Below are 12487 nucleotides of genomic sequence, written 5' to 3' on the forward strand. Positions count from 1 at the left end.
TCCAACAGCTACAAAAATCAATGTTTGATAACTAAAACCAAACGACAACTTGGCACTATGGCTTGTTTAATTACGATTTCTGCTATTCTCTAAGATCACTACTCGCATGCGTCCCGAGTAAACCTCCGGAAGTTGAGGGAGAGTTAAAATCGAAGGGAAAGGAAATACGGTAAACAAAACAGGAAATACGTCGACCTTAAATGTCCGAACGCTCCACGAACGTTAGACGGATACTATTTTCGCGTATACTCCATGAAATGAGACTTGCTGGCTTGATTTAATTTTCCGTGACTAATCACGCCGCTCTTTGCGGATTTAATGCCCGCTGTTGCTTCACTTGAAAGGGCATTAGCATACGCGACAACAACAACTCCGTCGCTTGCACAGGTTCCCTATTTGAAACGTTTAATCGGAAGCAATATTCGTCCAGATAAAACTGGACGTACTTTCTGCCTAATCCATGGAACCGGTCATTCAACCATTGAAAAGCTTCGGACGCTACAATAGACAAAGGATACTTGCGAGAATGGATGATAGACTGGAAATCAAGGCTGCTTCCGTCCTCTCTATCAGTGGCATACAATTTGTACGTGTGCATGGATTGTTTCCGAAGCTGCTGCGAACGTCCATTGAATTGTACGTTTGAGTTTAAACCATCGCAGTATCGATCTACAAACGCGGTCTTCTCCACTTCCAATAAGGGCATTCTAGCCTGCTGCTTCCTATCGATCAGCTTCATCTTATAGTATATTTCTCCTTGGCCGCCTCTACCTTTGGCAATTATAACCGGCTTCTCCGTCTGCAAATTGTCGTCCGTCGGGAACAAATGCCGCATCCATACTTCCAGCTTTGCCTCAACCTTGCCTTGCAGAATCTGATCTTCGTCCATCCGGGAGATAGCAACCCGAATAAGGTGCAGCATTCTCCAAGCCGTTTTATAAGTAACTTGCAGCACCTGGGACAGCATGACGGCATTCAAGCCTCTATCGTAAGAGGACACAAGGAATACGGCGAGCAGCCATTGCTTTAAAGAGGTGCTGCTCTTATGCATCAACGTATTGGAGGTTAAAGAGGCTTGTCTCTTACAAATCCGGCATTCGAACAATGGCAATCTCCGTGTGTCGATCTTGTAAGATTCGCGATGGCCGCATGCAGCACAGCAAAATCCGTTCGGCCATTTCCACAGCTGTACGGCATCTGCGCAGGCTTGTTCATCCGGGAACCGGGATTCGAACTGTGCAATTAATGAGTGCATCATGCAACCACCTTTTCATAGAATAGGAACACTTGTTCTCATTTATCTTACCAAATTTTTCGGATACCCGCAACATTTTCTCAAAAAAAGCTTGCCATAATACTGAGGAAACCCTTCGGTCAGGTTAATAAGTTTATAAAGTTAATATCGCTGTCTTGCGTGCTCCTGAGCATAAGGGAGAGTGACTTAAGGTAGGCAAACACCAAAAAAGGAAAAAAGGCTTTCCTCTGTTTCGAGGAAGCCCGTTGATCGGTTAATAAAGTTAATATCGCTGTCTTGCGTGCTTCTGAGCAAAAGGGAGAGTGACTTAAGGTAGGCAAATACATGTCTTTTACCTTAGCCCTCATGCCCCCAGGATTTTGAGATAAGTGGGTTCCTGAGAAAAAGGGAGAGTGGCTAAAAGGTTGGCGGAGTGATATCAGTACACAGCAATGCTGCAATTTGCAGTTAGACAGCGTCACTGTAATCACACATTAACACTGTAATTTCACATTAACACTGTTATTGACAGGTTATGTAGGTCGGGGTTCACGCCTGTGGTCCCGACAATTGTTCTTTCAGCCAGTCGAAGGAATGGCGTCCGCTTACTTCGTGAATGCCGGGAAACACATCGAAGGCGAGCTTGTTTTGCGCGCCTTCCTTCTTATAAATCCCTTCAATCGCAGCGGCCGCCGCGCGAAAGCTGTCAACGGGGAATAAACGGTCGCGTTCGCCCGATTCCAAAAACAAGGGCCGAGGCGCGATAAGACCAATCAACTCGGGAAGCTCCGCGTGGCGCAGCAAGCCCGGCGTATAGTTGTCGATACAATGGCGCATGGCCAGGATGCTGTCCTTGAAGGTATTCGTAAAACCGGTTAACAAGGTCGCCTGGATTCGCTCATTCAACGCGGCTGCCACATAGGCGATTAATGCCCCTCCCGAAAACCCCATCGCTCCGACCCGCTGCCCGTCAACCTCGGGCCTTCCTTCCAAATAAGAGAAAGCCGCCAACGCCTCGCATACGCGGATGCCCGTCAACGTCTTGCCGAGCATCATAAGCGTCGTCGATAACGTATAGCAGGAGTTCGGCGCGTTCGGATCCTGCCTCAAATCAGAGAGAAGCTTACGCTCGCCGTAGCCGATAATGTCGGGAGCAATAACGGCCATTCCCTTCTTTGCCAATTGAACGGCAAAATGCCCGTGCGAGCCGGGTACGCCGTCATCCGGCGTACCATCCGGCTTAAGTCCTACGATCTCGCGGCTGCCATAACCGTGCCCATGCAAGGCAAGCACCCCGGGCAGCGGCCCGGAAGCATGACTTGGCATTAGCACATATGCCGCAAATGTTAGACCGGGCGTCGCGCTGAGCTCGACCCGTTCTCTTATATACCCGTCGCACTCCACGCGTTCCAATATTTTCGGGTTGCTCGCAAGGCTCGGTTCAAAGGTGCCTATCGATTCCAGGAGCGCGGACTTCAGACGCGACTTTCTCTCCTGCCAGGTCTCCGTCTCCGCTAGCTGCTTATGGCGAAGAAGAGCTTCCCGATATAGCCCTTCCAGCCATTCATCCCCGTTCCAATTCATCAATGTTCACCCTTCCTTTCCCTATAAAATGACGCCGTCCTTAAAAATCGCGATTTCCCGGAATCCGTTCCGTTCGTTATGCGTCCGCCGCTCGCCCGATGCCAGCTCGATCAACTCCCGCCACAGCTCGTCGGTCAGCTCAGGCATCGAAACGCCTTCGAGCAGTCGTCCGGCGTTAAAATCAATCCAATTCTTTTTGCGCGACGCCAGCTCCGAGTTGGTCGCCAGCTTCACGGTCGGCACCGGTCCGCCGAACGGCGTGCCGCGTCCCGTCGTAAACAGCACGATGTGCGCTCCCGCGGCAGACAGCGCCGTCACGGACACCATGTCGTTACCGGGCGCCTCGAGAAGATTCAGACCGCTGCGGCTTACCCGTCCGCCGTAGGCGACGACGTCCCGCACGATGGCATGGCCACCTTTCTGCGTGCACCCGAGCGACTTCTCCTCAAGCGTCGTAATGCCACCGTCCTTGTTGCCCGGCGATGGATTTTCGTAGATGTTCTGGCCATGCCTAATAAAATATTGCTTAAAATCGTTAATCAGCGACACGATATCGCCGAATACCTTCTCGTCCTCCGCGCGGTTCATCAGAATCGTCTCCGCGCCGAACATCTCCGGCACTTCCGTCAAAATCGCCGTGCCGCCCGCCGAGATCAGCCGGTCCGACAGCGCGCCGACGAGCGGATTGGCCGTAATGCCGGACAAGCCGTCGGAGCCGCCGCACTTGAGGCCGATCTTCAGCTTGGAGACGGGTACCGGCTCCCTGCGGAACGAACCCGCATATTCGGCCAGCTCCTCAAGCATCTGCAAGCCCGTCTCCAGCTCGTCCTCTTCCTCCTGTACGCGCATGAACTTCACGCGGCGTTCGTCGTATTCGCCGATCGCTTTCTTGAACAGGTCGATGCCGTTGTTCTCGCAGCCTAGCCCTACGACAAGCACTCCTCCCGCATTCGGATGATGGACAAGCGACGCCAGCAGCTTCTGCGTATGCGTCAAGTCGTCTCCAAGCTGTGAGCAGCCGAACGGATGAGCGAAGTGGTGAACGCCGTCCAGCTCCGAGCCGAACTGCGCTTCTCCCTGTTTGGCCAGGAGCTCGCACATTTTGTTAATGCAGCCGACGGTGTTAATGATCCATAGCTCATTGCGAATGCCGACGGAGCCGTCCGGACGGACGTAGCCCTGGAACGTCGCCGCACTGGAAGAAGGAACGGACACGTCTCTCACCGATGGAGCCGACTCCTCGCTTGGCTCATAGCGATAGTCCAGAATGTCGCCGAGCCCCGTTTGCAAGTTATGCGTGTGCACCCAGTCTCCTACCGCAAGATCCGACTTCGCTTTCCCGATCGAGTAGCCGAATTTGTATACGTCTTGTCCGCTCCGAACCGGAACGGTCGCTATTTTATGTCCCTTCGGGACGTCGGCCGTCAAAGTCAGCTGGCTTCCGTCCTCAATCGTAACGACCTCGCCCGCGGCATGAGGCCGCAGGGCGACGATGACCTGATCCTTCGCCGACAGCCTGATCCAATCGCTCATTGATATACGCCCCTTTCCAGTTCAGTCAGCTGCTTCGCCACGGCCTCCGCCAAATTGCTCCATGTCGAGAGATCTTCTCCCCATAGCTCCCGTTCCGCGAGCAGCGATGTCGCGACGGAGATCGGCTCGGCGTTTGCGGCGCCCGCTCTCTCCCAATGCCGCGCGATAAACGCGAGCTTTGTTTCATCGTCCCTCACGGAGTACGCCTCACCGTCCAGCGTACGTCCCACATACGAGCCGTCGGCTTCCCGCTTCACCTTGTAATAACGAAGCAGGCCCGCGAAGCCTAGAGCCAGAAGCTCCGGGATATCGTCGCCGCGTTCCGCGTAATAAGCGATCGTCGGCAGCAACCGCACCTTGAACTTGCTCAGCGCGTTCATGGCGATGTCCGCAAGCCGATGGCGGATATGCGGATTCGCGAACCGTTCGAACACGTCCCCGGCGTAAGCGCGAAGTTCCTCCTCCGGATACGGCAGCGCCGGCAAAATATGCCGCGATACGGCATCCCTTACGCTTGACCCCAGCTTGGAATGCTCTAGCAAATCGCCGACATGAAGCACGCCGTTCACCAGTCCAAGCGTCGCCATCCAAGTGTGCGCGCCGTTCAGAATCCGTACTTTGCGCTGCTGGAACGGCTTGAGATCATTCGTCCAGAAGACGTTAAGACCAGCCTTCCTCAGCGGCAGCAGCTTCTCCATCTCTTCGTCGGCTTCAATCGCCCATAGATGGTAGGGCTCGGCGGTGCACAGCATGCTATCCCGATAGCCCCACTCGGCGAACCACGATTCCGCCTGCTCTTCCGCCGGATAGCCCGTCACGATGCGATCGACAAGGGAATTAAGGAAGCGGTTGTTCTCCAGCACCCAGTGCTTGAACGAATCCGAGTAGCCCCAATCGTCCGCATAGCGAAGAACCGCGTCGCGGAGAGAATCTCCGTTTCTTTCCAGAAGCTCGCATGGGAGGAAAACGAGTCCTTTGTCCGTCGCGCCCTGGAACGCTTCATGTCTCAAATGAAGCAGATACGCGATTTTGCCAGGGAACGATAGAATCGCGCCCTCTCCAAGCTCTTCCGGCCGATACGTCAGCCCAGCTTCCGTTGTATTGGAGATGACAAGCTGAAGGTCCGGACTAACGGCGATCCGCTTAAAGCGCTGCCAATCCTCATAAGGATCGAACACTTCGGAGAAAACGTCGATCACTTCCCGGCGCATGACCGGCTCTCCGTTCTCGATGCCTTGGGTCACGAGCGTGTACAATCCGTTCTGCGAAGCCAGCTTTTCGATCTTTGCCCGTCCCGTCGGCCGGGGCTGCGTGATCGCGATTCCGCCCTCATACAGCCCTTTCTTCCGGCACTCGTGGATCATCCAATCCGCGAACCCGCGCAAAAAGTTGCCTTCGCCGATTTGGAGAATCGTAACCGGCGCTTCTTTCCTCCCCGTGCTTTCCGTTTCGTGCAAGCTTCGATTCAGTGTCAACATCGCTGCACAGCTCCTTCTTTGTCTCGAATATACTTCCATTTTATAAAATCAACATAAACAATCATATTGCGACATCTTGCAGAAATGTACTCTATTTTGATATTTTAGAACAAAGAGCCGTCCATAATAAGGAGATGAACAATGAAAGCTTCCGCATATCGCAGACCGTTTCCGGGCGAGGCGCCGATTCCGTTGTCCGTGAACTACAAGCTGACCAAGCATCCGGAGAGCGAGCTTCCGGACCATCTACATGATCATTACGAGCTTGTGTACGTACACGAAGGAAGCGGCAAATTTTTTATCGACCGGACTTTGTACGATAAGCTTCCCGGCGATTTGTTCCTTATCCCGGGCAATACGATCCATCAAGCCTTCCCCGATGCCGATCGCCCCATCGTGTCAACGGCGGTCTTCTTCGCTCCGGCGCTCGTGGCAGGCGACGTGTTCGACGATCGGTATTCGCTTCTCCGCTGCTTCGAAAGCGCGCGCAAACGCAAGAGCTACCGGCACGTTCTGCCAAGTCCCATACGCGAGAAAGTACTCTCGTCTCTGGACCGCATTCACGCGGAAATGTCAAATAAACCGCCAGGCTTCTGCACCGCCGGACGGCTGGCTCTTTGCGATATGCTGCTGGAGCTGGATCGCGGATTGGGCTTCCCGTCGTCAGAGCAGCAGCCTGAACTGGACGACAGGAGCGGCCCGGCTTGGCTGCTCGAGTCGCTTCGCGCCATCGACGACAATCTGCGCGGACCGGTCGGACTATCCGAGCTGGCGAGTCGCGCGGCCGTATCGCCGCCCCATTTTTCACGCGTCTTCAAATCTTGGACGGGCATGAACGTGACCGACTACGTGAACGCGAAACGGGTTATCCGCGCGAAGGAGCTGCTGCTGCAAACCGATCATGGCATGCATGTCATCGCGGAAGAATGCGGCTTTGACAGCCTGCCGCATTTCCACAGGATCTTCCGCTCGCTAGCCGGCATGACGCCGGGTCAATTCCGCAAGCATCAGTGACGATCTATCCTCTTGCTCTCCGTCTCGGCGCGAAGGTCGACATTCGCAGGGCATCGTACACGCCAAACAAACAAGCGTCGGCAAGGCGAGCTATCGCCTTGCCGACGCTTGTTTCAGCGGGCGCTGCGGCCCATGCGGCCTTTTCACCCCGCCGCTTGCCAGCTCGGGCCGCCCGGTCTCGGGCAATCCTTGCCCGCCAGCTTCGCCCTCACCCGGACGAAGCAGCCGCAGTGGCTGCAGGTCGTGCCGTACTGCAGCGACGGGCAGTCGCGGCACGTCGCAAGCCGTTCCCGGTACACGTCGTCTGCTACGCACTCGAATCCTTGGAGCGGAAGTCTCGCCACCATGCGGTCGATCTGCTCCTCGGAAACGTTAACATCCGCCGAACACCCTTTGCATCCCGATTTCATTGCCTTACGCCTTTACTTCAAGCACAACGACGGACATTGGCGGCAGCGTAGCCGTCAATACGCCTTCCGCGAGCTGGAAGCCTTGGAAAGACGCCGGCGCAACGGCATTCGGCTGATCGAACGTGTTATGCGCGTTCGCGGCCGAAGTCGCCAAGATGGTGCCGGAAACCGTTCCAGGCTGCCCGATGCCGCGGAACTCTACCGGAATGACGGCTTCCTTGACGTGGCTGAAATTAGTCAGGCCGATATGGATCGTGCCGTCCGCTTGCCGCGACGCCGTCGCGCTGATCTGCGGAATCGACTCGCCGTCCATCTCGTACGTATCGCTCTGCAATTGCATGTCGAGCAGCGAAGCGCCTTGATGAACCTTATACATGTCGAACACATGGTAGGTCGGCGTCAGAATCATTCTGTCCCCTTCGGTCAGGACCATCGCTTGCAGCACGTTGACGGTCTGCGCGATGTTCGCCATCTGGACGCGGTCGCAGTGACGATGGAAAATATCGAGCGTCGATGAAGCGACAAGCGCGTCGCGCTGCGTATTTTGCTGGTACAGGAAGCCCGGGTTCGTGCCTGGCTCGACGTTGTACCAAGTGCCCCATTCATCCACGACAAGACCGACCCGCTTCTCCGGATCGTAGCGGTCCATTATCGTCGAATGCATCGCGATGATCTCATCCATCTTGAGCGCTTTCTGCATCGTCACGAACCATTCGCGATCTGTGAAGTCTGTCGCCGAGCCCTTGTCCGCCCACGTTCCGGGCACGACGTAATAATGCAAGCTCAGCCCGTCCATGTGACGGCCCGACTCCCTCATCATGACTTCCGTCCACTGCACGTTGTAATCGTTCGCCCCGCAAGCGATTTTGTACACCTTGTTGCCGTCGTAGTTGCGGACATAGGATCCATAATGGCGGTACAAATCCGAATAATATTCAGGCCGCATATTGCCGCCGCAGCCCCAATTCTCGTTGCCGACGCCGAAGTACGGCAGGCTCCAAGGCTTCTCGCGGCCGTTCTTCCTGCGCAGGTCCGCCATCGGCGACTCCCCGGCGAAGGTCATGTATTCGACCCAATCCTTCATTTCCTTCACCGTGCCGCTGCCTACGTTGCCCGCGATATAAGGCTCCGCGCCCAGCATTTCGCATAACATCAAAAATTCATGGGTGCCGAAATGATTGTTCTCGATAACGCCGCCCCAATGGTTGTTAATCATGCGCGGACGCTCTTCGCGAGGGCCGATGCCGTCCATCCAGTGGTAGTCGTCCGCAAAGCAGCCGCCCGGCCAGCGCAGCACCGGAATGTTCAGCTGCTTGAGAGCCGCGAGCACGTCGTTCCGAACGCCGTTCGTATTCGGGATCGGAGAGTCTTCCCCCACCCAAATGCCTTCATAGATGCAACGCCCGAGATGCTCGGCGAAATGGCTGTAAATATTGCGGTTGATCGTTCCTTTTGTTACGTCCGCGTTGATCGTAATCCGGTTGCTCATGGCTTTTCCTCCAATGACGATTGTTGTTGGATTAATTAAATAATTAATTCTAAAACAAATTTATTAATTCATCTATATGGTATCCCAAGATGAAAACGAATGCAACAAAAAAAGAACCGATCTCCACTAAAAGGGATCTCGGCTCTTTGGCCTATTATTGATGATCTTTGCCTGCGGTGGAAATTTGGAACGTGACGCCGAACTTATCGGTCACGATGCCGTACGCGGGACTCCAAAATGTCTCTTGGAGAGGCATGTCCACTTTGCCGCCCTCTTGAAGCGCGTCGTAATATCTCTTCGCCTGCTCCTTGTCGTCCGCCATGATGCATAGGTTCAGCTGGTCGCCCAGCTGGAACGGATTGCCCGGGAACGTGTCCGAGAGCATGATCTCCGACTCTCCGATCTTGAACATCGCGTGCGCGATCCGGTTCTTCGCCTCATCCGGAATCGGCATGTCCGGCGACGCCGGCATCTGGCCGAACGTTTGAACGCCGATCACCTCCGCGTCGAACACCTTCTTATAAAATTCGATCACCTCGCCGCCGTTGCCGTTCGTTACGATATACGGATTCACCTTCAACTTCTCCATCTCCTTGTCCATCAATATTGGAAACAACTTCTATTATAAACGAGTACGTGCGTCCGGATACCACGAACAAGAAAAAACAGACGATACCGCTCGCGCAGCACCGCCTGCTTATTAGTTTTTGGGGATAGAAAAGGATGGCTTAGTTCAGAAGCGATTTGGCCGTTTGCACGACATTGGCCACGGAGAAGCCGAAGTAGCTCATTACCTCCGGTCCAGGACCGGAAGCGCCGAACGTCTCGATGGACACGACTTTGCCTTCGAAGCCCGTGTAACGCTCCCAGCCCAGGGAGATGCCGGCTTCGATCGCGACGCGCTTCGTAACGGCGTTAGGAAGTACGCTTTGCTTGTATTCGTCGGAAGCTTTGTCGAACAGCTCGCGGGACGGCATCGCCACGACGCGCACGGACACATTGTCCTTCTCGAGCTCCGCTTTGGCACCTACGGCCAGCGAAACCTCGGAGCCCGTCGCGATCAGGATCACGTCCGGTTTCTCGTTCGTTTCGGCCAGGATGTACCCGCCTTGCGCTACGTCGCTTACGTTGCCTTTGGTCGCTTCGTAGATCGGCAGGTTCTGACGGCTCAGAATAAGCGCGACAGGACCGTCGTTCTGCTGCAGCGAGTAAGCCCAAGCGCTCGCCGTTTCGTTCGCGTCAGACGGACGGATAACCGTAAGACCCGGAATTGTGCGAAGCGCGGCCAAATGCTCGACCGGCTCGTGAGTCGGACCGTCTTCGCCAACGGCGATGGAGTCATGCGTAAAGACGTAAGTGACAGGCAGCTTCTGCAGAGCAGCCAGACGGATCGACGGACGAAGGTAGTCGCTGAACACGAAGAACGTGCTCACGAACGGCTTCACGCCGCCGTGCAGCGCCATGCCGTTGCCTGCAGCGCCCATCGCGTGCTCGCGAACGCCGAAGTAAACGTTGCGGCCGGCATAAGAATCAACGGCGAATTTGCCTTCGCCTTTGATGTCGGTCATCGTCGAATGCGACAGATCCGCGCTTCCGCCGAAGATGGAAGGCACGATCTTTACGAAATGGTTGATCGCTTCGCCGCTGGCGACGCGGGTCGAGATCTGTTTCGACGTATCGAACGTAAGGATATCGGAAGCGTCCAGCAGCACTTTGCCTTCGATCGCTTGCGCAAGCTCTTGGCCAAGCGCCTCATGCTTCGCTTGGTAAGCGGAGAACAGCTTGTTCCACTCTTCTTCTTTGGCCGCGCCTTGCTGCTTCAGCCCCTCGAAATGCGCCTTGACGTCGGCAGGAACCGTAAACTCGTCATGCTCCCAGCCGTATACGGCTTTGGTCGCGATCGCTTCTTCTTTGCCAAGCGGGTTGCCGTGCACTTTGTGGGTGCCTTGCGCCTTGCTGCCGTAGCCGATGATCGTGCGGACTTCGATCAGGGTAGGCTGATCCAGGTTTTGCTTCCCGGCTTCAATCGCTTTCGAGATCGCTTCCACGTCGTTGCCGTCTTCCACGCGCAGGTATTGCCAGTTCGCAGATTCCGCGCGCTTCTGGATCTGCTCGCCGAACGACAGGTTCAGGTCGCCGTCCAGGGAAATATCGTTCGAATCGTACAGGACGACGAGCTTGCCGAGCTTCATGTGGCCCGCCATGGACATCGCCTCGTAGGAAATACCCTCCATCAAGCAGCCGTCGCCGACAAGAGCGTATGTGTAATGGTCGATAACCGGGAAGCCGTCCTGGTTGAACTTCGCGGCCAAATGCGCTTCCGCCATAGCCATGCCGACCGCGTTCGCGATGCCTTGGCCGAGCGGGCCCGTCGTCGCGTCAACGCCGTCCGTATGTCCGAACTCGGGATGCCCCGGCGTCTTGCTGTTCAGCTTGCGGAATTGCTTCAGATCGTCGATCGATACTTCATAGCCGAACAGGTGCAGCAGGCTGTACAGCAGCGCCGAGCCGTGGCCCGCGGAGAGAACGAAGCGGTCGCGGTTGAACCATTTGGCATGGCCCGGATTGTGGTTCATCAGCTTGGACCAGAGAGCGTACGCCATCGGCGCGGCTCCCATCGGAAGGCCCGGATGGCCCGAATTGGCTGCGTTAATCGCGTCAATGGAAAGTGTGCGGATCGTGTCGATCGCGAGCTGGTCTATCGTTTTTGTAAGCGGCATGAATCTACTTCCTTTCTTTTCTTAGGCACTTGTTTGTTCGGAAAGATGCTGGTTTCTTTTTCTTCCTTCCACTATAATACGTTTAACACCTATATAAGTAATCGATATATTTGAGAGGAGTTATATATCGTGTCTATATCCAACAATCATGAGCTGTACAAAGTGTTCTATTGGGCGGCCAAAACGGGCAGCTTGTCCAAAGCGGCCAAAGCCGTCTATTTGACCCAGCCGAGCGTCAGCCACGCGATCAAGCAGCTCGAAGACAGCTTCGGCATCTCCTTGTTCCACCGGACAGCCAAGGGGGTCACGCTGACGCAGGAAGGCGCCATTCTCTATTCGTATATCGAGCAGTCCCAGGTACTCATCACGCTGGCGGAAGAGAAGATGGCCGCGCTCAAAAACCTGGACAGCGGAGAGCTCCGGATCGGCGGCAGCGACTCGTTGTTCAAGCATTATTTGCTGCCGTATCTGGAGGAGTTCCACCTGAAGTATCCGGGTATCAAGCTTCACCTGAATCATGGAACGACGCCGGAGGTGATGGCATTTCTGAAGGAAGGACGGATCGACCTCGGCGTCGTGCGCTTGCCGATCGTCGATCCGCAGCTGAAGGTGAGGGAAAGCATCAAGCTGCAGGATTGCTTCGTGGCGGGAGCCCGCTATGCCGAGCTGAAGGGCGAAGTACTGTCGCTGGAGAAGCTCCTCGAACATCCGATCATCCTCTTCTCGCGCAACAGCCGGGCCAGGATGGCCATTACGGAGCTGTTCCAGAGTTATGGCCGCACGATCAAGCCGGAAATCGAGGTCGGCAGCGTCGATCTGCTAATCGAATTCGCGCGGAAAGGCCTCGGCATCTCTTACGTGAGCCGTGAATTCGTATCTCAGGAGCTGGAGGACGGCTCGCTCTTCGAGATCCAGCTCGACGTGCAGCTGCCGCCTACGCATGTCGGCATCTTGACGATGCGGAGCACGCCGCTCTCGCAGGCGGCCAGCCGGTTCATCGAGCTGGTGGGTTAGCGGACAGCCGA

Annotated in this window: 10 protein-coding genes; 2 read left to right on the plus strand and 8 right to left on the minus strand. The window is 55.5% G+C overall.

Going from position 1 to position 12487, the window contains the following annotated elements:
* Positions 1 to 295: 295 nt before the first annotated feature.
* From NQZ67_RS08135 to NQZ67_RS08150, 4 genes are all read right to left on the minus strand, one after another.
* Positions 296 to 1258, minus strand: a complete 963-nt coding sequence (locus NQZ67_RS08135) for a transposase (protein ID WP_257444450.1) — start codon at positions 1256 to 1258, stop codon at positions 296 to 298.
* A gap of 525 nt (positions 1259 to 1783) precedes the next feature.
* Complete coding sequence (locus tag NQZ67_RS08140) at positions 1784 to 2818, minus strand: dienelactone hydrolase family protein (RefSeq protein WP_257444586.1); 1035 nt, start codon at positions 2816 to 2818, stop codon at positions 1784 to 1786.
* A 21-nt stretch (positions 2819 to 2839) separates the two neighbouring features.
* A complete protein-coding gene (locus NQZ67_RS08145; RefSeq protein WP_257444451.1) occupies positions 2840 to 4351 on the minus strand; it encodes a UxaA family hydrolase in 1512 nt (503 codons plus the stop codon).
* Positions 4348 to 5829 (minus strand): tagaturonate reductase, encoded by a 1482-nt coding sequence (locus NQZ67_RS08150; protein WP_257444453.1) that lies wholly within the window; start codon positions 5827 to 5829, stop codon positions 4348 to 4350. The genes NQZ67_RS08145 and NQZ67_RS08150 overlap by 4 nt, the downstream gene beginning before the upstream one ends.
* Before the next feature lie 141 nt (positions 5830 to 5970).
* Between NQZ67_RS08150 and NQZ67_RS08155 the strand changes: the two genes are divergently transcribed.
* Positions 5971 to 6843, plus strand: a complete 873-nt coding sequence (locus NQZ67_RS08155; RefSeq protein ID WP_257444454.1) for an AraC family transcriptional regulator — start codon at positions 5971 to 5973, stop codon at positions 6841 to 6843.
* 143 nt (positions 6844 to 6986) lie between these two features.
* On the opposite strand, the gene NQZ67_RS08160 is transcribed toward NQZ67_RS08155, so the two are convergent.
* From NQZ67_RS08160 to tkt, 4 genes are all read right to left on the minus strand, one after another.
* Positions 6987 to 7253, minus strand: a complete 267-nt coding sequence (locus tag NQZ67_RS08160) for a DUF6171 family protein (RefSeq protein ID WP_257444456.1) — start codon at positions 7251 to 7253, stop codon at positions 6987 to 6989.
* Between the two features lie 4 nt (positions 7254 to 7257).
* Positions 7258 to 8742, minus strand: coding sequence for an alpha-N-arabinofuranosidase (locus NQZ67_RS08165; RefSeq protein WP_257444458.1), 1485 nt, complete (start codon positions 8740 to 8742; stop codon positions 7258 to 7260).
* 154 nt (positions 8743 to 8896) lie between these two features.
* Entirely contained in the window at positions 8897 to 9322 is a 426-nt protein-coding gene (locus tag NQZ67_RS08170; RefSeq protein ID WP_371825277.1) for a VOC family protein, read from the minus strand.
* 148 nt (positions 9323 to 9470) lie between these two features.
* Entirely contained in the window at positions 9471 to 11462 is a 1992-nt protein-coding gene (tkt, locus tag NQZ67_RS08175) for a transketolase (protein ID WP_257444459.1), read from the minus strand.
* A gap of 135 nt (positions 11463 to 11597) precedes the next feature.
* On the opposite strand from tkt, the gene NQZ67_RS08180 reads away from it, so the two are divergent.
* Positions 11598 to 12476: a LysR family transcriptional regulator gene (locus NQZ67_RS08180; RefSeq protein ID WP_257444590.1), complete on the plus strand. Its 879-nt coding sequence runs from the start codon at positions 11598 to 11600 to the stop codon at positions 12474 to 12476.
* The last annotated feature ends 11 nt before the right edge of the window (positions 12477 to 12487 follow it).

It is taken from the genome of Paenibacillus soyae (assembly GCF_024623455.1).
Taxonomy (GTDB): domain Bacteria; phylum Bacillota; class Bacilli; order Paenibacillales; family Paenibacillaceae; genus Pristimantibacillus; species Pristimantibacillus soyae.